The sequence below is a fragment of the Pseudomonas sp. PA-7-1E genome (assembly GCF_021605325.1).
GTDB lineage: Bacteria > Pseudomonadota > Gammaproteobacteria > Pseudomonadales > Pseudomonadaceae > Aquipseudomonas > Aquipseudomonas fluorescens_BV.
Genome location: NZ_WKFA01000049.1, coordinates 1 through 22,016 on the forward strand (window position 1 = coordinate 1; position 22,016 = coordinate 22,016).

At 59.3% G+C, this 22,016-nt stretch carries 23 protein-coding genes; 11 read left to right on the forward strand and 12 right to left on the reverse strand.

The features are described 5' to 3' along the window. Nucleotides 1-331, forward strand: a 331-nt coding sequence (locus GIW79_RS23110) for a hypothetical protein (RefSeq protein WP_236477418.1), incomplete at its 5' end; no start/stop codon positions are given. Between the two features lie 30 nt (nt 332-361). Here the strand turns inward: GIW79_RS23110 and tyrS are convergent. Next, the gene (tyrS, locus tag GIW79_RS23115) at nt 362-1,567 is read right to left on the reverse strand and encodes a tyrosine--tRNA ligase (RefSeq protein WP_054896812.1); all 1,206 of its coding nucleotides are present in this window, start codon (nt 1,565-1,567) and stop codon (nt 362-364) included. 209 nt (nt 1,568-1,776) lie between these two features. Here tyrS and GIW79_RS23120 point away from each other — a divergent pair, with 209 nt between their 5' ends. Beyond that, the gene (locus GIW79_RS23120; RefSeq protein ID WP_236452355.1) at nt 1,777-3,189 is read left to right on the forward strand and encodes a peptidoglycan DD-metalloendopeptidase family protein; all 1,413 of its coding nucleotides are present in this window, start codon (nt 1,777-1,779) and stop codon (nt 3,187-3,189) included. A gap of 3 nt (nt 3,190-3,192) precedes the next feature. After that, nucleotides 3,193-4,284, forward strand: coding sequence for an anhydro-N-acetylmuramic acid kinase (locus GIW79_RS23125; protein ID WP_072445539.1), 1,092 nt, complete (start codon nt 3,193-3,195; stop codon nt 4,282-4,284). Nucleotides 4,285-4,348: 64 nt separating this feature from the next. On the opposite strand, the gene erpA is transcribed toward GIW79_RS23125, so the two are convergent. Continuing rightward, complete coding sequence (gene erpA / locus GIW79_RS23130; RefSeq protein ID WP_003176443.1) at nt 4,349-4,699, reverse strand: iron-sulfur cluster insertion protein ErpA; 351 nt, start codon at nt 4,697-4,699, stop codon at nt 4,349-4,351. Nucleotides 4,700-4,864: 165 nt separating this feature from the next. Next, nucleotides 4,865-5,899 carry an N-acetyl-gamma-glutamyl-phosphate reductase gene (gene argC, locus GIW79_RS23135; protein WP_096144476.1) on the reverse strand — a complete coding sequence of 345 codons (1,035 nt, stop codon included), beginning with the start codon at nt 5,897-5,899 and terminating at the stop codon, nt 4,865-4,867. A 134-nt stretch (nt 5,900-6,033) separates the two neighbouring features. Between argC and hemJ the strand changes: the two genes are divergently transcribed. From hemJ to coq7, 6 genes are all read left to right on the forward strand, one after another. After that, nucleotides 6,034-6,462, forward strand: coding sequence for a protoporphyrinogen oxidase HemJ (gene hemJ, locus GIW79_RS23140; protein WP_003194674.1), 429 nt, complete (start codon nt 6,034-6,036; stop codon nt 6,460-6,462). Between the two features lie 24 nt (nt 6,463-6,486). Further along, complete coding sequence (locus tag GIW79_RS23145; protein ID WP_054920666.1) at nt 6,487-7,449, forward strand: NAD(P)H-dependent flavin oxidoreductase; 963 nt, start codon at nt 6,487-6,489, stop codon at nt 7,447-7,449. Between the two features lie 68 nt (nt 7,450-7,517). Further along, on the forward strand, nt 7,518-8,474 hold the full coding sequence (locus GIW79_RS23150) for a DUF805 domain-containing protein (RefSeq protein ID WP_054896807.1): 957 nt from the start codon (nt 7,518-7,520) through the stop codon (nt 8,472-8,474). Nucleotides 8,475-8,535: 61 nt separating this feature from the next. Further along, the gene (locus GIW79_RS23155; RefSeq protein ID WP_003194680.1) at nt 8,536-9,324 is read left to right on the forward strand and encodes an SDR family NAD(P)-dependent oxidoreductase; all 789 of its coding nucleotides are present in this window, start codon (nt 8,536-8,538) and stop codon (nt 9,322-9,324) included. Between the two features lie 45 nt (nt 9,325-9,369). Next, entirely contained in the window at nt 9,370-9,708 is a 339-nt protein-coding gene (locus GIW79_RS23160; protein WP_003194682.1) for a histidine triad nucleotide-binding protein, read from the forward strand. An 85-nt stretch (nt 9,709-9,793) separates the two neighbouring features. Beyond that, nucleotides 9,794-10,441 (forward strand): 2-polyprenyl-3-methyl-6-methoxy-1,4-benzoquinone monooxygenase, encoded by a 648-nt coding sequence (coq7, locus tag GIW79_RS23165; RefSeq protein ID WP_054920673.1) that lies wholly within the window; start codon nt 9,794-9,796, stop codon nt 10,439-10,441. 47 nt (nt 10,442-10,488) lie between these two features. On the opposite strand, the gene GIW79_RS23170 is transcribed toward coq7, so the two are convergent. Further along, a complete protein-coding gene (locus GIW79_RS23170; protein WP_003194686.1) occupies nt 10,489-10,911 on the reverse strand; it encodes an OsmC family protein in 423 nt (140 codons plus the stop codon). Between the two features lie 247 nt (nt 10,912-11,158). Here GIW79_RS23170 and crp point away from each other — a divergent pair, with 247 nt between their 5' ends. Then, a complete protein-coding gene (crp, locus tag GIW79_RS23175; RefSeq protein ID WP_054920677.1) occupies nt 11,159-11,803 on the forward strand; it encodes a cAMP-activated global transcriptional regulator CRP in 645 nt (214 codons plus the stop codon). Here the strand turns inward: crp and GIW79_RS23180 are convergent. From GIW79_RS23180 to GIW79_RS23195, 4 genes are all read right to left on the reverse strand, one after another. Continuing rightward, nucleotides 11,800-12,495 (reverse strand): lipoate--protein ligase family protein, encoded by a 696-nt coding sequence (locus GIW79_RS23180; protein ID WP_034128810.1) that lies wholly within the window; start codon nt 12,493-12,495, stop codon nt 11,800-11,802. The two genes, crp and GIW79_RS23180, sit on opposite strands and share 4 nt — an antisense overlap. A 143-nt stretch (nt 12,496-12,638) precedes the next feature. Then, a complete protein-coding gene (gene trpC / locus GIW79_RS23185) occupies nt 12,639-13,475 on the reverse strand; it encodes an indole-3-glycerol phosphate synthase TrpC (protein ID WP_057978475.1) in 837 nt (278 codons plus the stop codon). Further along, nucleotides 13,472-14,521: an anthranilate phosphoribosyltransferase gene (gene trpD, locus GIW79_RS23190; protein WP_003194694.1), complete on the reverse strand. Its 1,050-nt coding sequence runs from the start codon at nt 14,519-14,521 to the stop codon at nt 13,472-13,474. Before trpD ends, trpC begins: the two co-directional genes overlap by 4 nt. Nucleotides 14,522-14,530: 9 nt before the next feature. After that, nucleotides 14,531-15,124, reverse strand: coding sequence for an aminodeoxychorismate/anthranilate synthase component II (locus GIW79_RS23195; protein WP_032895052.1), 594 nt, complete (start codon nt 15,122-15,124; stop codon nt 14,531-14,533). A gap of 411 nt (nt 15,125-15,535) precedes the next feature. On the opposite strand from GIW79_RS23195, the gene estP reads away from it, so the two are divergent. Continuing rightward, nucleotides 15,536-17,458, forward strand: a complete 1,923-nt coding sequence (gene estP, locus GIW79_RS23200; protein WP_236452364.1) for an esterase EstP — start codon at nt 15,536-15,538, stop codon at nt 17,456-17,458. Between the two features lie 122 nt (nt 17,459-17,580). Here estP and trpE read toward each other — a convergent pair whose 3' ends face one another. The 4 genes from trpE to GIW79_RS23220 all read right to left on the reverse strand — a co-directional run bounded on the left by trpE (nt 17,581) and on the right by GIW79_RS23220 (nt 21,854). Next, nucleotides 17,581-19,062 (reverse strand): anthranilate synthase component I, encoded by a 1,482-nt coding sequence (gene trpE / locus GIW79_RS23205; protein WP_034128814.1) that lies wholly within the window; start codon nt 19,060-19,062, stop codon nt 17,581-17,583. Between the two features lie 69 nt (nt 19,063-19,131). After that, nucleotides 19,132-19,950: a phosphoglycolate phosphatase gene (locus tag GIW79_RS23210; RefSeq protein WP_034128815.1), complete on the reverse strand. Its 819-nt coding sequence runs from the start codon at nt 19,948-19,950 to the stop codon at nt 19,132-19,134. Then, nucleotides 19,947-20,621 carry a ribulose-phosphate 3-epimerase gene (rpe, locus tag GIW79_RS23215; RefSeq protein WP_003194703.1) on the reverse strand — a complete coding sequence of 225 codons (675 nt, stop codon included), beginning with the start codon at nt 20,619-20,621 and terminating at the stop codon, nt 19,947-19,949. The genes GIW79_RS23210 and rpe overlap by 4 nt, the downstream gene beginning before the upstream one ends. An 84-nt stretch (nt 20,622-20,705) precedes the next feature. Continuing rightward, nucleotides 20,706-21,854: an iron-containing alcohol dehydrogenase gene (locus GIW79_RS23220; protein ID WP_003194705.1), complete on the reverse strand. Its 1,149-nt coding sequence runs from the start codon at nt 21,852-21,854 to the stop codon at nt 20,706-20,708. Between the last annotated feature and the right edge of the window lie 162 nt (nt 21,855-22,016).

Below are 22,016 nucleotides of genomic sequence, written 5' to 3' on the forward strand. Positions count from 1 at the left end.
ACACGAATTGCTTGATTCAGTTGTTAAAGAGCGGTTGGTTAAGATCTTTCGTCTCAACCGAGGCGCGCATTCTACAGCAGCCTCATTTGCTGTCAAGTGGTTATTTTCAGAAGTTTTCGAAGATTTCTTCAACAACTTCAACCACTTGCGCTTGCGATCTCTCGTAAGCGGGAGGCGAATTCTACAGCGTTACACGCTGCTGTCAACACCTCTTTTTCAACTTCCTTTTGGCTTCGATGAACTGAAGCAACTTGCTGCCGAAAACTGCATAACTCATTGTTTACCAAGGAGTTTTCCGTTTAGACTGCGCCGGAAGTGGGGCGAATTATAGACAGATATAATTCGCCGTCAACACCTATTTTCAGACTTGTTCGGATTTCAGCGTAATACGCGCAAATGCCTTCTTCCCCGCCTGGCAAACGTGAGTCGCGCCCAGCTCGTATATAAAGGTGCGATCAACCACCTCACCATCTATACGTACACCGCCCGAACCCAAGAGATCACGCGCGACCGCCGAATTCTTCACCAGGCCAGCCTTATTAAGCACAGCCGCAATCGGCATCGCCTCGGCAGCAGTCAATTCAATCTCCGGCAGATCGTCAGGCAGCTCGCCGTCTTTCATGCGATTACCTGCCGCGCGGTGAGCGCTGGCCGCAGCCTCCTCACCATGGAAACGCGCAACGATTTCTTCAGCCAGCTTAATCTTCACATCGCGAGGATTAGCGCCCGCCTCGACATCCGCACGCAGCGCATTGATCTCGTCCATCGAGCGGAAGCTCAACAGCTCGAAGTAGCGCCACATCAGCGCATCCGGAATAGACACCAACTTGCCGTACATCACACCTGGTGCTTCCTGGATACCGACATAGTTCCCCAGAGACTTGGACATCTTCTTGACGCCATCCAAGCCTTCCAACAGCGGCATGGTCAGAATGCACTGAGCCTCCTGACCATAGGCGCGTTGCAATTCACGCCCCATCAGCAGGTTGAACTTCTGATCGGTGCCACCCAACTCAACGTCCGCGCGCAGCGCCACCGAGTCGTACCCTTGAACCAGCGGGTAAAGGAACTCATGGATGGCGATTGGCTGATTGGTCGAGTAGCGCTTGTCGAAGTCATCGCGCTCGAGCATGCGTGCCACGGTGTACTGGGACGTCAGACGAATGAAATCTGCCGGCCCCATTTTGTCCATCCAAGTGGAGTTGAACGCCACCTCAGTCTTGGCTGGATCAAGGATCTTGAATACCTGGGTCTTGTAGGTCTCGGCATTATCGAGCACCTGCTCACGAGTCAGCGGCGGGCGCGTAGCGCTCTTGCCGCTTGGATCACCGATCATCCCAGTGAAGTCACCTATAAGGAAGATGACCTGATGGCCCAACTCCTGAAACTGACGCAGCTTATTAATAAGCACGGTATGACCCAGGTGCAGATCCGGCGCAGTCGGATCAAAGCCAGCCTTGATACGCAGGGGTTGGCCACGCTTGAGCTTTTCGATCAGCTCGGCCTCGACCAACAGTTCTTCCGCACCACGTTTTATCAGCGCTAGCTGCTCTTCAACCGACTTCATAACAGACCCGCAAGGCTCAGATTCAAAAGGGAACCAACCATACAAGATCAGGGACTAATTACAAGTTTTGCCCTGCGCACGGACACCGTTCAGCAAGCCCAGCGTTCGCGAGCTTGCGCCACAGATGATTTGGTTATATTTTATACAGTTATTTCATCTTCATCATGTCATTCATCTTTTCCATTTCATCTTCAAAGTCAAAATTACTTATGACCACTGAACCGTCTAAAGCGCCGCCGCTTTACCCGAAGACCCACCTGCTCGCCGCAAGTGGTATCGCCGCCCTTCTCAGCCTGGCACTGCTGGTATTCCCTTCCAGTGACGTTGAAGCCAAACGAACATCCCTGAGCCTCGATCTGGAAAGCCCAGTTGAACAACTGACACAAGATCAAGACGCTTCCGACGCTCAACAAGCCACAAATGCTCCGGCCGAATCACCTTTCGCACAGATCGAAAGCGCTCCAGAAGACACTCAACAAGCCACCCAGGAAGCACCTGCGGCAGCCGCAGCCAAGAATCCCCAGCACCGCGAAGTCATCGTGGGCAAAGGCGACACACTATCTACCCTGTTCGAAAAGGTTGGATTGCCTGCCGCCGCTGTAAATGAAGTGCTCGCCAGCGATAAGCAAGCCAGGCAATTCACTCAGCTCAAACGTGGCCAAAAGCTCGAGTTTGAGCTGACGCCAGACGGCCAGCTGAACAACCTGCACACCAGTATCAGCGACTTGGAAAGCATCAGCCTGAGCAAAGGCGCCAAAGGCTTCGCATTCAACCGAATCACTACCAAACCCGTCATGCGTTCCGCCTACGTACATGGCGTGATCAACAGCTCCCTGTCGCAATCGGCCGCGCGTGCGGGCCTGTCGCACAGCATGACCATGGACATGGCCAGCGTTTTTGGCTACGACATCGACTTCGCCCAGGACATCCGTCAAGGCGATGAGTTCGACGTGATCTACGAGCAGAAAGTAGCCAACGGAAAAGTCGTGGGCACTGGTAACATCCTGTCTGCACGCTTCACCAACCGTGGCAAAACCTACACCGCCGTGCGCTACACCAACAAACAAGGCAACAGCAGCTACTACACAGCTGATGGCAACAGCATGCGCAAGGCTTTCATCCGTACCCCCGTTGACTTTGCTCGTATTAGCTCGCGTTTCTCCATGGGCCGCAAGCATCCAATTCTGAACAAAATTCGCGCACACAAGGGCGTCGACTATGCCGCGCCGCGTGGCACGCCAATCAAAGCGGCGGGCGACGGCAAGGTCTTGTTGGCAGGGCGCCGGGGTGGCTACGGCAATACGGTGATCATCCAGCACGGCAACACTTACCGCACGCTGTACGGCCACATGCAAGGCTTTGCCAAGGGCGTCAAGACTGGCGGCAACGTGAAACAGGGGCAAGTGATCGGCTACATCGGCACTACCGGCCTCTCCACCGGCCCGCACTTGCACTACGAGTTCCAGGTCAACGGCGTACACGTCGACCCATTGGGCCAGAAGCTGCCGATGGCTGACCCGATTGCCAAGGCCGAACGCGCGCGCTTCATGCAGCAGAGCCAGCCGCTGATGGCACGCATGGATCAAGAGCGCTCCACCATGCTGGCTTCGGCGAAGCGTTAAGGTATGCCGCTCTATATCGGTGTGATGTCCGGGACCAGCCTCGACGGCCTGGATATCGCCCTTATCGAACAAGGCGCGGCGGTCAATCTGATCGCCACCCATTACATCCCGATGCCTGACGCCTTGCGCACAGAACTGCTGAGCCTATGCGCCAGTGGCCCGGATGAAATCGCCCGCTCGGCAATTGCACAGCAACAATGGGTAACGCTCGCTGTGCAAGGCATCCACGCCTTGCTGGATCAACAGAACCTCAAGCCTCAGGACATTCGGGCGATTGGTAGCCATGGTCAGACGATTCGCCATGAACCCGCCCGAGGCTTTACCGTTCAGATCGGCAACCCTGCCCTTCTCACCGAGCTGACAGACATCACCGTCGTCAGCGACTTCCGCAGCCGCGATGTCGCTGCCGGCGGCCAAGGCGCTCCATTGGTTCCAGCCTTTCATGAAGCCTTGTTCGGCGAGCAGACGGGCAAACGCGCGGTATTGAATGTCGGCGGGTTCAGCAACCTCAGCCTGATCGAGACGGGCGAGCCTGTCGCCGGTTTCGACTGCGGCCCGGGGAACGTCCTCCTCGATGCCTGGATTAACCTGCAGCGCGGCGAACACTTTGATCGGAACGGGCAATGGGCGGCCAGCGGCAAGGTCCAACCCCAACTGCTCAATACGTTGCTCAGCGATCCGTTCTTCATGACCAAAGGCCCAAAAAGTACGGGCCGCGAAGTGTTCAACCTGGCCTGGCTGCAGCAGCACCTTGGCCGTTTGCCCGCCTTTGAACCCCAAGACGTACAGGCCACCCTGCTGGAGCTGACCGCCCTGACCATCGTCGAGTCCCTGCAAAGCGCCCAGACTGACACAACAACCTTGCTGATCTGCGGGGGCGGCGCCCATAACGGGGCACTGATGAGCCGGCTGACAACGTTGCTGCCTTCCACTCATGTCAGCACTACAGCGGCCTACGGCGTAGATCCTGACTGGGTAGAAGCAATGGCCTTCGCCTGGCTGGCACATTGCTGCCTGGAAGGCATCGCCGCCAATCGCCCCAGCGTCACTGGCGCACGTGGGCTTCGAGTGCTTGGCGCGATCTACCCCGCCTGACCCCAGACAGCAAAACGCCGCTTGGCCCGTAAAAGCCAAGCGGCGTTTTTGTACCTGCTACCGATCAGATCGAGAACGAAGACCCGCAACCACATGTCGTGGTGGCATTAGGGTTCTTGATCACGAAACGCGAGCCTTCCAGACCTTCCTGATAATCCACCTCGGCACCTGCCAGGTATTGGAAGCTCATCGGATCCACGACCAGGCTCACACCCTCGCGCTCAACGATAGTGTCGTCATCGGCCACATCTTCATCGAAGGTAAAACCGTACTGAAACCCTGAACAACCGCCGCCCGTAACGAATACGCGCAGCTTCAAGCGATCATTACCCTCTTCATCGACCAGGCTCTTCACCTTGTGCGCAGCACCGTGGGTGAATTGCAAAGCCGTGGGGGTGAAGGATTCAACGCTCATGCTGATAATCTCCCGGCGTAGCGCCGCCATATGCGTAATGGCCGGTATTATCCGCTTCTCCTAGAAAAGCGGTCAACTATTGTTACGGTATATCAATCCGCCCAGCGACCATTAAAAATGCAAAAGGCCCGATCAACGGGCCTTTTGCGCAACGGTAAGCCCGCGCTAAGGCAACATCCCCGCGTGGGACAGGCCCAACTTCTCGTCCAGGCCGAACAGGATGTTCATGTTCTGCACCGCCTGGCCCGAAGCGCCCTTGACCAGGTTATCGATCACCGACAACACCACCACCAGGTCGCCATCCTGCGGACGATGCACCGCAATACGGCACACATTGGCACCACGCACGCTACGCGTTTCCGGATGGCTACCGGCCGGCATCACATCGACGAACGGCTCATTGGCATAACGCTTTTCAAACAGCGACTGCAGGTCTACCGAGCGATCGGTGACGGTCGCATACAGCGTGGAGTGAATCCCGCGGATCATCGGTGTCAGGTGCGGCACGAAGGTCAGTCCCACATCCTGGCCGGCAGCGCGACGCAAACCCTGGCGGATTTCCGGCAAGTGCCTATGACCTTTTACCGCATAGGCTTTCATGCTTTCCGACGTTTCGGAGTAAAGCGAACCTACCGCCGCACCACGGCCCGCACCACTGACGCCCGACTTGCAGTCCGCGATCAGGCGCGACGCATCCGCCAAGCCAGCCTCCAGCAATGGCAGAAAGCCCAATTGCGTCGCCGTCGGATAGCAACCCGGCACGGCAATCAGGCGCGCTTGCTTGATCTGCTCACGATTGACTTCCGGCAGGCCGTAAACCGCCTCTTCCAACAGCTGCGGCGCACCATGGGGCTGACCGTACCATTTGGCCCACTCATCGGCGTCTTGCAGACGGAAGTCTGCCGACAAGTCGATAACCTTGGTGCCGGCCGCCAGCAGCTCGCCGGCCAACGCATGAGCCACACCGTGAGGCGTGGCGAAGAACACCACGTCGCAGGCAGCCAGGGTCTTGGTGTCCGGCACACTGAACGCCAGGCCGTCATAGTGGCCTCGCAGGTTCGGGTACATATCGGCCACGGCCAGCCCGGCTTCGGATCGGGAAGTGATGACCACCACCTCAGCCTGCGGATGCTGAGCCAACAGACGCAGCAATTCGACACCGGTGTAACCCGTGCCGCCGACGATACCGACCTTGACCATAAACCTGCCCTCAACGAACCCACTGGAAAGCCGTCGATAATAGGGGCCGTATCGTCCTGCGACAACCGTCAACGTGACGTACGGGCGCATGAGCCACTACTATCTTCGCTACCGTGAACCTGGGAATAACTAAAATGCTCTATCTATGGGTCAAAGCCTTCCATATCGTCAGCATCGTTTGCTGGTTTGCCGGGCTGTTCTACCTGCCGCGCCTGTTCGTCTACCACGCCCAAAGCGAAGACACCGTCAGCAAGGAGCGCTTCAGCATCATGGAGCGCAAGTTGTACCGTGGCATCATGGGCCCGGCGATGGTTGCCACACTGGTCTTCGGCATCTGGATGCTGGCCCTCAACCCAGGCATTTTCCAGTCGGGGGCCTGGATCCACGCCAAGCTGACCCTGGTCGTCCTGCTGATCGGCTATCACCACATGTGCGGCGCACAGGTAAAACGCTTCGCCCGTGGCGAAAACACCCGCAGCCATGTCTTTTATCGCTGGTTCAATGAGGTCCCGGTTCTGATATTGCTGGCTATCGTAATTTTGGTCGTGGTCAAACCGTTCTAACGTCAATTACTCGGGGAACCTCCAATGTCGCTGCCCGCTCTGCTGGAACAACGTCTGCGCCTGCCCGTGGTGGCCGCGCCGATGTTTCTGATCTCCAATCCGCAACTGGTCCTGGCCTGCTGTCGCAACGGGGTAGTGGGGAGTTTCCCGGCGCTCAACCAACGCGAAAGCAGCGGCTTCAAGGCCTGGCTGGAAGAAATCGAAGCGGGCTTGGCGCTGCTGGACAATCCTGCGCCCTATGCCGTGAACCTGATCGTGCACAACAGCAACCCGCGGCTGGAGGCTGACCTGGCGATCTGCGTCGAGCACAAGGTGCCCATCGTCATCACCAGCCTCGGTGCGGTAAAGGAACTGGTGGACGCGGTTCACAGCTACGGCGGCCTGGTATTTCATGACGTTACTACCCGACGCCATGCGGAAAAAGCCGCTGAAGCCGGCGTAGACGGCCTGATTGCCGTAGCCGCTGGCGCGGGTGGCCACGCAGGCACCTGGAGCCCCTTTTCGCTGATTGCCGAAATTCGCCAGTTCTTCGACAAAACCCTGCTGCTGGCGGGCTGCCTTAACCATGGGCACGAAATTCTTGCCGCCCAGATGCTGGGGGCAGACCTGGCATATTTCGGTACGCGCTTTATCGGCACCACCGAAAGTCAGGCACCGGATGCCTATAAGGAGATGCTGCTCACATCCCGCGCTGCCGACATCGTGCACACTCCTGCAGTCTCCGGCGTACCTGCAAGCTTTATGCGCCAGAGCCTGGAAAATGCCGGTTTTGACCTTGCTGCGCTTCAAGGCAAGGGTGAAGTCAATTTCGGTTCCAAGCTCAAGCCATTGAGCGATGAGGCCAAAGCGTGGAAAACTGTATGGTCTGCTGGCCAAGGCGTCGGTGAGATCAATGATGTACCCACTGTGGATGAGCTCATAGCGCGCCTGGATGCCGAATACCGCAAAGCACGCGAGCACGCCGCGCAACTGCGCTGGCCACGCTGACCCACTGCAGGGCCTGCCAACTGGACAGGCCTGCATACTCTCCCTGATTAAGTGACAAGGATGCCCGCATGAGCGACAGCCGTTTCAAGATTGTGTTTGACGGAGCCTTGCGCCCAGGTGTCGAAAGCACCACCGCCAAGCTGAACCTCGCCGAGTTATTCAAAAGCGATGTCGAAGCAATCGAAAAACTCTTCACCGGCCGCCCCGTCGCGCTCAAGCGCGACCTGTCCCAGCCCGACGCGCAAACTTACCTGACGGCACTGCACAATGCCGGGATCGACGCTCGCATCGAGGCCGAACAACCCGTGGCGTTCAACCTTGCAGAAACCCACGAGACGGACTCGTCAACCTCTGACCGCGCCGCTGCGTCACCTTATGCACCGCCACGCGCCGCAGTTGGCGACGACCTGCCGGAGTTCGCCACCCTAAAGGTGTTCACCATCCACGGGCGCATCGGGCGCCTGCGCTACCTGGCTTGGACGCTGGCACTGACCGTCGCGATGCTGGTGGCAGCGGGCATCATCAGTACGGTGGGCTTCGCGGTGGCGACAGCCTCGCCAACCATCGCCATCATTATTGGCTCGCTGCTGGGTTTCGCGCTGTTTGTGGCATTGGTAGTGGTGAGCGTGCAAATCGGCGTGCAGCGCCTGCATGACCTGGGCTGGTCTGGCTGGCTGTACCTGCTCAACCTGGTTCCGCTGGTAAACAGCGTATTCCCACTGTTGTTGCTGGTATTGCCAGGCAATACGGGCGCCAACCAGTACGGCGCGCCACCACCACGCAACTCCACTGCGGTGAAAATCCTGGCCTCGCTGTGGCTGGCGTTCATTCCCTTGATGCTCATCATCGTCGTCACCCTGGGCATGAATGGCTACCTGGACCAGCTTGAAGCCAACATGGACAGCAGCTACGAAAGCAGCTCCATTACCTCCGACGCAGACGCCGATCAAAGCGCTATCGTTGACGAAGCCGAAGCGCAAAGTGCTGACGATGCAGCCGAACCTGTAGACTCTCCAGAACAGTGAAGAAACGCCCGCCGCCTGTGACGCACTGTCATAGGCCGGTGGCGTTGCGATGGAGAAAGGCATGACCCGTTACGCTCTGATCACCGGCGCCTCCAGTGGCATCGGCCTGGCATTGGCCGAGGCCTTGGCACGGCGCGGCCGTAGCTTGATTCTGGTGGCCCGCCAGCGTGATCAGTTGGAAAGCATTGCATTGGAGTTGACCCAACGCTTCGGCGTCGAGGTGCTGTTTCGTGCCTGTGATTTGGGCGAGCCGCTGCGTTTGTCCGGCTTTTTGCTGGAGCTCGAAGAGGGTGAGCGACAGATCGACCTGCTGGTCAACTGCGCCGGCATCGGCACCAGCGGGCCGTTCCTGGCCCAGGACTGGATGACCGAGCAGGACCTCATCGAGGTCAACATCCTGGCCTTGACCCGCATGTGCCACGCACTGGGCAATGCGATGGCCCTGCATGGCGGCGGGCAAATCCTCAATGTGGCTTCGGTCGCCGCCTTCCAGCCTGGGCCGTGGATGAGTAGCTACTACGCCAGCAAAGCCTACGTATTGCACTTCTCCGAAGGGCTGCGTGAAGAATTGAAGACCTGCGGCATCAAGGTTTCAGTGCTGTGCCCCGGCCCCACGCGCACCGCATTCTTCGGCACCGCGCAGATGGATACGGCGAAACTCGACCGCAGCCAGCAACTGATGAGCCCGGAAGAAGTCGCGCTGTACACCGTGCGGGCGCTGGAAAAGAACAAGGCCATCATCATTCCCGGGCGCCGCAATCGTTGGCTGACGTTCAGCCCACGCCTGAGCCCCCGCTGGCTCACCCGCAAAATTGCCGGCGCCATCAACAAGGCCTATTGCCCACGCTGATGGCCTACGTACACTCACCTCACCTTTCACGATGGAGATACAGCTGTGGATACTCTGTTCACCAAGATCATCAACAGGGAAATACCGGCGAAGATCATCTATGAAGATGACCAAGTCCTGGCTTTTCACGATATCGCCCCGCAGGCGCCAGTGCATTTCCTGGTTATCCCGAAAAAGCCCATTCGTACCCTCAACGACCTGACCGAGGACGACAAGGCGCTGGCCGGCCATATCCTGTTCACCGCCCAACGCCTGGCCGTGGAACAAGGCTGCGAAAAAGGCTTTCGTGTGGTGATGAATTGCAATGAAGACGGCGGGCAAACCGTTTACCACATCCATATGCACGTGCTGGGTCAGCGCCAGATGAACTGGCCACCGGGCTGAGTGCACAAGGGCAAATTGACTCAGCACAAACGCTGGACGCTCTCTTGCGGTAAACTGGCCGCCGAGATTCTTCCCGGAGGTCAGCATGACTACCCAACGTCACTACTCGCCGATTGACCGTCTGTTGCTGCAAGCCGACACGGCCATGCGCACCCTGCTGCCGTTCAGCGGCCAGCCCTACCGTCCCTCGCCCGCCATCGTGCAGCCGGATGTACAGCTGAGCGACACCGATACCCGTCACGTCGCTGGCCTGATGCGCATTAACCATACCGGTGAAGTCTGTGCCCAGGCGTTGTACCAGGGCCAGGCGCTGACCGCCAAGTTGCCACAGGTACGCACGGCGATGGAGCATGCGGCCGAGGAAGAGATCGACCATCTGGCCTGGTGCGAACAACGCATCCGCCAGTTGGGCAGCCATCCCAGCGTGCTCAACCCACTTTTTTATGGCTTGTCGTTTGGTATCGGCGCGGCTGCCGGGCTGATCAGCGACAAAGTCAGCCTGGGGTTTGTGGCCGCGACAGAACATCAGGTGTGCAAGCACCTGGACGAACACCTGGAGCAACTGCCGGCCGAAGACGAAAAGTCACGGGCCATTCTTGAGCAGATGCGCATCGATGAAGAACACCACGCAGAGAGCGCGCTGGACGCGGGCGGCTTCCGCTTTCCAGCCCCGGTACGGTTCGGCATGAGCCTGCTGGCCAAGGTCATGACCAAAAGCACCTATCGAATCTGAACCGAAAAAAAGGGCGCCCGAAGCGCCCTTTCTTTTGCCTGCTGCAATCAACCCAACTCGATGATTTCGTAGTCGTGGGTAATGACCACGCCCGCGGCCCCCAGCATGATCGATGCTGAGCAGTACTTCTCGGCCGACAGCTCGATGGCCCGCTTGACCTGGGCTTCTTTCAGCGCCCGGCCCTTGACCACGAAATGCATATGGATCTTGGTAAAAACCTTGGGGTCTTCAGTGGCGCGCTCGGCTTCCAGGAAGGCTTCGCAGCTTTCCACGGCTTGCCGGGACTTCTTCAAGATGCTGACCACGTCGAAATTGCTGCAACCGCCCACACCCAGCAGCAACATTTCCATGGGGCGTACACCCAGGTTCCGACCGCCGGCTTCCGGCGGGCCATCCATAACCACCACGTGGCCGCTGCCCGACTCACCGAGGAACATGGCTTCGCCCGCCCATTGGATGCGTGCCTTCATCGCCCAGACTCCACTGCTAAAAAAGGGTCGCCAGCTTAGCACAGGGCCTTGAAACAGCAGCGCCCTGCATAAAATCGATAAATGACAGCGTTTGCCCGCTAAATTGGCTAATCGCGACAGAAGGTGTCTGGTAAGCTGGCGCCAAATGAATGGCGCATTGCCATGTCTTGTACGGCGTGTATCAATGAGATGCCGCTGGATAAAAACAACGCCAACGACACCGCGCAGTCTTTTTCGGGATACAACCATGGTTGCTCTTACTCCCACATCCAAGATCAAGAACCTCGACAAGCTGCTGCTGCACTGCCAGCGCCGGCGTCATCCGGCCAAGCACAACATCATCTGCGCCGGCGAGCGTTCGGAAACACTGTTCTTCATCATCAAAGGCTCGGTCACCATCCTGATCGAGGATGAGGATGGCCGTGAGATGATCATTGCCTACCTCAACGCCGGAGACTTCTTCGGTGAGTTGGGTTTGTTTGAACAAGCAGGCAAAGAGCAGGAACGTAGTGCTTGGGTACGGGCCAAAGTTGAGTGCGAAGTGGCCGAAATCAGCTATGCGAAATTTCGCGAATTGGCCCAGCATGATCCGGACATCTTGTACGCCCTGAGCGGTCAGATCGCCCAGCGCCTGCGCGACACCACCCGCAAAGTCGGCGACCTGGCGTTCTTTGATGTCACCGGCCGCGTCGCTCGCTGCCTGCTGGAGCTATGCAAGCAACCCGATGCCATGACCCATCCCGACGGCATGCAGATCAAAGTCACGCGCCAGGAGATCGGACGTATTGTCGGGTGTTCGCGGGAAATGGTCGGCCGCGTGCTCAAGGATTTGGAAGAACGCAACCTGGTGCACGTCAAAGGCAAGACGATGGTGGTGTTCGGTACTCGCTAGAGCGGCAGGAAGCCAGCCAGCATCTGCCGATACAACGTGTCGAGCCGACGGATCGCGTCCGGCGCGGGAAACGCTTCGTGCAGTGCGATATGGCTATCGGCGCGAACCCGCTGCTCCAAGCCGCAGGCTTGATTGAAGCGGTTGACCGCCGCAATCAATTCCTCACGATCATTCTCCAGCAACATCGCCCCGTGCACCAACCCGACCGGGCGGCCACCGCTTTGCCGCCAACGCTGGGCAGTGCCCACCATTTTGCGGCCATTGAGGTTGACGTTGTAACGACCGTCGCAAAACGCACCGTCAATTTCGCCGACGGACGCATCGCCACCCAACTCGATCAACAGATCACAGATCGGTTGGCACAAGCGCTGATAGCCGGTTTCGATGCGCCCCTGGTCGCCTTCGCTACGGGGCGGGGCATAGACCAGGGCGATGTTGACCGTGGCACCGGACTGCGGCACCGGCTCACCGCCGGTTTCACGCAGCAATACCGGCCAACCCGCATCGGCCGAGACCTGGCTCGCCGCCGCGAATGCCGGCAGCCGGCTCAAACGGCGCGGCATGACCAGCGCTTGGTCACTGGGCTGCCAGAACAGCAATCCGAATACCTGCTCACCCGCGCAAACCGCTGCCAATAGGTCTTGCTCGGCGGCAAGGCCTGCTTCGACAGTCATGATCACGGGCTGGAGCATCGAACACCTACCTACCTGAATAAACACAAAACCAATGTGGGCGCTGGCTTGCCTGCGATAGCGGTGTGTCAGCTACACAGAGGTTGGCTGACTCGCTGCTATCGCAGGCAAGCCAGCGCCTACAGTTCCGAACGTATTTCAAATCAGTCTAGTGTCGAACCGCTGATCGTCGTACCGCGCTCCGGGAAGAACAAACGCTGCAATTCCGCCCCCGGGTTCTCGGCGCGCATAAAGGTCTCGCCCACCAGGAACGAGTACACACCACTGATTTCCATCAATTCCACATCGGCGCGATTGACGATGCCACTCTCGGTAATCACCAAGCGATCGCGCGGAATACGCGGCAGCAGGTCGAGGGTAGTTTCCAGGCTGACGTCGAAGGTATGCAGGTTACGGTTGTTGACGCCCACCAGCGGAGTATCGAGGGTCTTCAATGCGCGCTCCAGCTCGTCACCGTCATGCACTTCGACCAGCACGTCCAGGCCGACGCTTTTGGCCACGGCCGCCAGCTCCGCCATCTTCACGTCATCCAATGCCGAGACAATCAGCAAAACGCAGTCGGCACCCAAGGCACGAGCTTCGACGATTTGGTACGGGTCGACCATGAAGTCCTTGCGGATCACCGGCAGCTTGCACGCAGCGCGCGCCTGTTGCAGGAACGGGTCGGAACCCTGGAAGTAGTCAATATCCGTCAGCACAGACAAGCAGGTTGCCCCACCCTTCTCGTAACTGACGGCGATCTCAGCGGGTACGAAGTGTTCGCGAATCACGCCTTTGCTCGGCGAGGCTTTCTTGACCTCGGCGATCACGGCCGGCTGCTTGAGCTTGGCCTGGGCGATCAAGGCATTGGCAAAGCCGCGTGGCGCATCGGCGGTTTTCGCCCGCGCTTCCAACTCGGCCAGGCTCACACGGGCGCGGCGCTCAGCCACTTCTTCAGCCTTGCGGGCCAGGATCTTTTCCAGAACGGTTGGCACACTCATCCTTCATTCTCCATCTTGAATACGGCGGTGAATGCTCCCAGCTCTTCGAGCTTCTCACGAGCCAGGCCGGTGTGCAGCGCATCGTGGGCCAAGGCGACACCTTCCTTGAGACTATAGGCATGGTCGGCGGCGTAAAGGGCTGCGCCAGCGTTGAGCACAATCATTTCCGCAGCTTTCTGACCGTTTTCGGTCTTGCGACGCCCCAGGGCATCACGAATCAATTCCAACGAAGCTGCCGGGCTTTCCACCGCCAGGCCGTGCAAGCTCTGGCTTTTCATACCAAGGTCTTCGGGCTCGACCCAATATTCGGTGACCTCGTCGTTCTTCAGCTCCGCCACGAAGGTCGGCGCCGCCAGGCTGAACTCGTCGAGGCCATCCTTGGAATGCACCACCAGCACATGCTTGCTGCCCAGGCGTTGCAAGACTTCGGCCAGCGGCCGGCACAGCGCCTGGCTGAACACGCCTACCACCTGGTGCTTCACACCGGCCGGATTCGTAAGCGGGCCGAGCATGTTGAACAGGGTACGCAAGCCAAGGTCCTTACGCGGGCCGGCAGCGTGTTTCATTGCGCCATGATGGGACTGGGCAAACATGAAGCCGATACCAACGCTGTCAATGCAGCGCGCTACTTGCACCGGCGTGAGGTTCAGGTAAATACCGGCCGCTTCCAGCAAGTCGGCACTGCCGCTCTTGCCAGACACTGCACGGTTACCGTGCTTGGCGACGGTGCAACCAGCGGCGGCCACCACAAAAGATGAGGCGGTCGACACGTTGAAAATATTCGCACCGTCACCGCCGGTGCCCACCACATCGACGACGCCGTCGAGAGTCTTGAGCTCGACCTTGTCCGCCAGCTCACGCATCACCGACACCGCACCGACTATTTCGTCGATGCTTTCGCTCTTCATGCGCATCGCCATCATAAAGGCGCCGATCTGGGCATCGGTGCATTGGCCGGTCATGATCTCGCGCATCACATCGCTCATTTCCGCGGTGCTAAGGTCCAGATGGCCGACGATACGGCTCAGGGCAGTCTTGATATCCATGAAAAGTCCTTAGCGCGTGCCGCCGCTCTGCTTGAGAAAGTTGGCGAACAGCTCGTAGCCCTGCTCGGTCAGGATTGATTCAGGGTGAAATTGCACCCCTTCGATGTTCAGCGTCTTGTGACGCAAGCCCATGATCTCGTCGACCGAGCCGTCTTCCAATTGGGTCCAGGCGGTCAATTCCAGGCATTCGGGCAAGGTTTCACGCTTGACCACCAGTGAGTGGTAACGGGTCACGGTCACCGGCAGGTTCAGGCCGTGGAACACACCCAGGTCACGATGGAACACCGGGCTGGTCTTGCCGTGCATGACCTCCCGCGCGCGCACCACATCACCGCCAAACGCCTGGCCGATGGACTGGTGGCCCAGGCAGACGCCCAGGATCGGCAGCTTGCCGGCGAAATACTGGATAGCTTCCAGAGAGATGCCCGCTTCGGTCGGCGTGCACGGGCCAGGTGAGACGACGATGCGCTCGGGGTTCAACGCGGCGATTTCGGCAACAGTGAGTTCATCGTTGCGCACCACCTTGACCTCGGCACCCAGCTCGCCCAGGTACTGCACAACGTTGTAGGTAAAGGAGTCGTAGTTATCAATCATCAGCAACATGTGGGTTCAAACCTCTTGAATTCACTGATTTCAAATGACCGCCTTCCAAGAGTGTGACCCGCTGCCAGACGCACGTTCCGGTTGCCAGGGTGAGTTGGCAAGGGGCGTCAGGCAACGGGTGAAGAAGGCAAATCGGTACAGGTCCGGCCAGGCCGGCAGAGAAAAATGTCAGGCGCGCCAACGCCAACGGGCGTGTGCCTTGACTACTCGCATCAAGAGTTTGCTGATGATCAACACGGGGAGGGTCTCATTCATACGTTCAGGCACAGTAACGTAGGCTCGCCAGCGGTGCAATATGGAGCCGCAAATACGGGGGCCAACGTAGGCAGATTCCACATATCCCTACAGAAAATGCTAGAAATTTTGCTAGTGTTTCACTTCCAACATAAAAACAACCGAATGGAATCTTGCATGCTCAGACCAGCGTTTTTCACGCCCCTTGCCGGCTGCCTCCTGTCATTGGCCTGCGCCCAGGCGTTCGCAGCCCCGTCACCTTATTCAACTATGGTGGTTTTCGGCGACAGCCTGGCTGATGCAGGCCAGTTTCCCGACGGTTCGGCCGGTGCCACGTTGCGCTTTACCAATCGAACCGGGGCGAACTTCCAGGGTGAGTACGGCCCGGTCTCCTCAACCCTATTGGGTGCCAAATTGGGGGTAGCCCCCAATGACCTGAATGCCTCCACCTCACCCGTTCGCGCAGCCCAAGGTTTGCCAGACGGGAACAACTGGGCAGTGGGTGGTTACCGTACCGACAATATCCTCGACTCTATTACCTCAGTCTCCGATGCTGCGATTCCCCCCGGCAATGCCGGTGGTGGCACCGTGTTGCGCAGCCGGCAGGGCTATTTGCCGGCCAATGGTGGGAGAGCTGACCCGAACGCGCTCTACTTCCTTTCCGGTGGGGGCAACGACTTCCTCCAAGGCCGGGTACTCAGCCCCGCTCAAGCGGTCGCCGCAGGTGGGCGTCTGGCGGACAGCGCCCAGGCTCTGCAACAGGCCGGCGCACGCTACATCATGGTCTGGATGCTACCCGACCTGGGGCTGACGCCGGCCATCAACGGCACCCCACAGCAAGCAGCGACCTCGGCCCTGAGCAATATTTTCAACCAGTCCCTGGTACAGCGCCTGTCACAAGTGGATGCGCAGGTTATCCCGCTGAACATCCCGCTGTTGTTGAACGAGGCTTTCGCCGATCCGGCCCGCTTCGGCCTCGCCACCGGCCAGAACCTGACCGGCACCTGCTTCAGCGGCAACAGTTGCACCGCCAACCCAACCTACGGCATCGGCGGTACCAATCCGGACCCGACCAAGCTGATCTACAACGACTCGGTCCACCCTACTGTGGCCGGGCAACGCTTGATTGCCGACTACGCCTATTCGCTACTCGCCGCGCCGTGGGAACTGACCTTGCTGCCGGAAATGGCCCAAGGCACATTGCGCGCCCACCAGGACGAGTTGCGTAACCAATGGCAAGCAGACAACGGCAGTTGGCAAGCCGTCGGCCAATGGCGCGCCATAGTGGCCGGCGACGGCCAACGCCTGGATTTCGATGATCAGAGCAGCTCGGCCAGTGGCGACGGCAGCGGCTACAACCTGAATATCGGTGGCAGCTACCGGCTCGATGAAAACTGGCGCGTGGGCGTTGCCGCTGGCCTGTATCGGCAGACCCTCGAAGCCGGTGCCAATGATTCGGACTACAAGCTCAACAGCTATATGGGCACGGCTTTCGCTCAGTATCAGCAAAATCACTGGTGGGCCGATGCCGCATTGACCGGCGGCAAGCTGGACTTCGACAGCCTCAAGCGCAAGTTCGCCCTGGGTGTCAGTGAAGGCTCGGAGAAAGGTGATACCGATGGCTGGCTCTGGGCACTGAGCGGCCGCGTGGGGTATGACATCGCCACACCGGGCGGCGACTGGCACCTGTCGCCGTTCATCAGCGCCGATTACGCGCGGGTTGAAGTCAATGGTTACTCGGAGAAAAACAGCCGCTCCACCGCCCTGACCTTTGATGATCAACAACGCGACTCCAAGCGCCTGGGCGTCGGCCTGCAAGGCAGCTACCGCATCGCGCCGCAAACCCAGGTTTTTGGCGAAGTTGCACACGAGCATGAGTTTGAAAATGACACCCAGAAGGTGAACATTTCGCTCAACAGCGTCCAGGGAATCGACTTCAAGCTGGACGGCTATACGCCTCGCAGTAACTCTGACCGCTTGAGCCTGGGTGTCAGCCACAAGCTGACTCAGGACCTGGCACTGCGCGCGGCGTATAACCTGAGGAAGGATGACAATTTGACCCAGCAAAGCATCAATGTCGGGGTCAGTCTGGATTTCTAAATACTGCGCAAAACAAATGTGGGAGCTGGCTTGCCTGCGATGGCGGTGGATCAGTCACTGAATATCTCAAGTGACACACCGCCATCGCGGGCAAGCCCGCTCCCACATTTTTTATTCCAGCTTCAGTCTTGTGGCGTTTGCTCTGCCAATGCCACGGCACGGAACATCGCTCGGCGCTTGTTCAGGGTTTCTTCCCACTCAAGGGCCGGCACCGAGTCCGCCACAATCCCACCACCAGCCTGCACATGCAGTTCGCCATCCTTGATCACGGCCGTGCGGATCGCAATGGCGGTGTCCATATTGCCGTTCCAGGCAAAATACCCGACGGCGCCGCCGTAGACACCACGCTTGACCGGCTCCAGTTCGTCGATGATTTCCATCGCACGGATCTTCGGCGCCCCCGACAATGTGCCCGCCGGCAAAATCGCCCGCAGTGCGTCCATCGCCGTCAGCCCGGCCTTCAGCTCGCCGGTGACGTTGGACACGATATGCATCACATTGGAATACCGCTCAATGACCATCTTCTCGGTCAGTTTCACCGAGCCGATTTCCGAGACACGCCCGGTGTCGTTGCGCCCCAGGTCGATCAGCATCAGGTGTTCGGCGATTTCCTTGTCGTCGCTGAGCAGGTCTTCTTCCAGCGCCACGTCGGCTTCTTCGGTCGCGCCACGGGGGCGCGTGCCGGCAATCGGGCGCACGGTGATCAGGTTGTCTTCAACCCGCACCAGCACTTCCGGCGAACTGCCGACGACGTGGAAATCGCCAAAATTGAAGAAGTACATATACGGCGTCGGGTTGAAGCAACGCAGTGCGCGGTACAGGTCAATCGGCGCCGCCTTGAAGTCGATGGACATGCGTTGCGATGGCACCACTTGCATGCAGTCACCGGCGAGGATGTATTCCTTGATGGTATCGACGGCACGCTCGTAGTCATCCTGGGTAAAGCTTGAGCGGAACACCGGGTCGGCCGCGGGTGGGCGGCTGAGGTCCAGGCCGCGACGCGGGGTGATCGGCTGGCGGAGTTTCTCAAGCAGCGCTTCCAGGTTGGCCTGGCCTTGCTCGAAGGCATCAGCCTGGGCAGGGTCGGCAAGGACAATCGCATGCATCTTGCCGGCGAGGTTGTCGAACACCACCACCGCGTCGGACACCATCAGCAAAATGTCCGGCACGCCCAGCGGGTCCGGGTTCGGGCATTTGCCCAAGCGCTTCTCCACATAGCGCACGCAGTCATAGCCGAAGTACCCCACCAGGCCGCCATTGAAGCGCGGCAGGCCAGCGATGGTCGGCACGTTGTAGCGCGCCTTGAAGGTTTCGACAAAAGCCAGCGGGTCTTCTACGTCATGGCTTTCGATCTCCACGCCATCATGGGTGATGCTCACATGATGGTCGTGTACCCGCAGCACCGTGCGGCATGGCAGGCCAATGATCGAGTAACGACCCCACTTCTCACCGCCCTGTACCGACTCGAGCAGGTAGGAGTTGGGCTCGTCGGCCAGCTTCAAGTAGATCGACAGCGGCGTATCGAAGTCGGCCAGGGTTTCGCAAGCCATGGGGATACGGTTATAGCCGGCAGCGGCCAAACGCAGGAATTCTTCGCGGGTCATGAGGTGCCTCGTGGTGTGAGGGTCAAACAGTCAGGTAGGCAAACGTGCCGCAAACGCGGCCAGGATCAGTCAGGCGCGCCAACGCCAGCGGGCCAGGGCCTTGATGACTTTCATCCAGAGTTTGCGAGTGACCACCACGATGGAATTTCCAGAAGGGGACGAATCAATGTCGGGCAACGTTATCTCAGCGCCAGCGCCCAGGCAACCGGGGATTAGCAGTCGCAGGTCATCAATGACCAGCGCTGGGGACTCCTCCGCAATCGGCCGGCCATGGTTGTAACCATAACTCAAGGCCACACACTGCACGCCCGCCGCTTTGGCCGCCAGCACATCACTGCGTGAATCGCCGACAAACAGCGACTGAGATGCCGGAATATTGGCCATTTTCATTACGAAAAACAGCGCCGCAGGGTCGGGTTTTTTCTGCGGCAAGGTATCGCCGCCGATGATCCAGCGGAAGTAGCGACCGATTTTCATCTGGTCCAACAACGGCGCAACGAAGCGCTCCGGCTTGTTGGTGATCAGGGCCATTTCCACGCCCTGCTTGCTCAACCACTTGAGGGTGTCGCGCACACCGGGGTAAACCACGGTCAGTTCGTGGCTGCTTTCATAAGCGGCATTGAACAGTTCCAAGGCATGCTCTGCCTCTACCTCATCCACACCCGTGGCATCGATGTCGTTGGCCAGGGCCCGGCGCACCAACATCGGTGCGCCATTGCCGACCCATTCGCGCACCGACTCGACACCTGCCGGCTTGCGCCCCAGCTTGAGCAGCATCTGGTCCACCGCGGCCGCCAGGTCAGGCACCGAGTCGATCAAGGTACCGTCCAGATCGAACATCACCAGCCGTGGCAATTTGCCGGGGAACAACTGCTCAAAACCGCTCATGGACGCGCCAGCGCCAGTTCGGCACGCATCTTGTCGATGACGGCCTGGTAGTCCGGGGCGTTGAAGATAGCAGAGCCGGCCACGAAGGTATCGGCGCCCGCTGCGGCGATCTCACGGATATTGTTGACGTTGACCCCGCCGTCGATTTCCAGGCGAATGTCACGCCCCGACGCATCAATCAGCGCACGGGCCTCACGCAGCTTGTTCAAGGTGCCAGGGATGAACTTCTGCCCGCCGAAGCCTGGGTTGACGCTCATCAGCAAGACCATGTCGACCTTGTCCATCACGTACTCAAGCACGCTCAGCGGAGTAGCCGGGTTGAATACCAGGCCCGCCTTGCAGCCGCCTTCGCGGATCAGTTGCAGTGTGCGGTCAACGTGCAGCGTGGCTTCAGGGTGGAAGGTGATGTAAGTCGCACCCGCCTCGATGAAGTCACCGACGATACGGTCCACCGGGCTGACCATCAAGTGCGCATCAATCGGCGCAGTGATGCCGTACTTGCGCAACGCGGCGCACACCATCGGGCCGATGGTCAGGTTGGGTACGTAGTGGTTGTCCATGACATCGAAGTGCACGAAGTCGGCACCGGCGGCCAACACCTTGTCCACTTCCTCACCCAGGCGGGCGAAGTCGGCAGAGAGAATCGATGGAGCAATGACGAAGGGCTGCATGACGCACCTTTTTTGAGCTAAATCACGATGGCGCGCATTGTATACCTCATGCTTTGCTGCGCGCACCGTGACCTATCTCAACGGTTAGTAAGCTGCGCGGTAGATTTTTTCGATATCGGCGGCGCTGAGCTTGCGCGGGTTGTTGCGCATCAAGCGCTCAATGCCTGCGGCTTCACTGGCCATGGCCGGGATGGCGTCCTCGGGCACGCCGAAACTGCGCAGGCCGGACGGGATCTCCACCGCCGCACACAGCCGCGTCATCGCCGCTACAGCCTGGTCAGCAGCGTCATTCACACTCAGCCCGGCGATATTGACGCCCATGGCCTGGGCGATGTCCTGCATGCGCTCGACGCAGGCCAATTTGTTCCAGTGCATCACATACGGCAACAACAGCGCATTGCTTACGCCATGGGCAATGTTGAAGCGCCCACCCAACGGGTACGCCAGCGCATGCACGGCACCGACGCCAGCGTTGCCAAAGGCCATGCCGGCCATCAGGCTGGCGGTGGCCATGTCGTCACGGGCCTGCAGGTTGGCCGGGTTGGCGTAAGCCTTGGGCAACGCGCTGGCAATCAGCTTGATCGCACCGATGGCCAGGGCGTCGGTAATCGGCGAGGCATTCAGCGACAGGTAGGACTCGATGGCGTGCACCAAGGCGTCCACGCCACTGGCGGCCGTGACACCGCGTGGGCAGGTCAAGGTCATTTGCGGGCTGATCAGCGCAACGTCCGGCAGCAAGTAATCGCTGACGATGCCTTTTTTCAGCTGCGCCGCCTTGTCGGACAGTATCGCTACATTGGTCACCTCCGAGCCGGTGCCGGCCGTGGTGGGGATGGCGATCAACGGCGGGCCTTTGCGCGGCACCTGATCGACGCCAAACAAGTCCGCCAGTGCGCCGTGATAACCGGCATAGGCCGCCACGCTCTTGGCGATGTCAATGGCACTGCCGCCGCCCACACCGATCAGGCCGTCATGCCCGCCTTCGCGGTACGCACGCATGCAGTCTTCGACGATGGCAATTTCCGGATCGGGCAGCACGCGGTCGAAGATTTCGTAGGCTCGATCACCCAGATGCTCCAGGGCCAGCGCCACGGTGCCGGACTGGACCAGCGCGGCGTCGGTGACGATCAACGGATTATCCACATCCAGGCGCGTGAGTTCGGCAGCCAGTTGTTCGATGGCACCTGCGCCGGTCAGCAGTTTGTGGGCGATCTTGAATGAGGAAGTACTCATGTGCGCGGCCTCTTATGAATGATGGGCTGGCACAAGAATAGCCGCACCTGGCGTGTTGTCTGCCATTCATTGGCTGAATGGCCGCGCCGCGCTCATCAAGGCAGCCAACAAACCGCCGATAACCTGTTGGTAATGAGAACCGCGCCTCATACCCCTGACAAA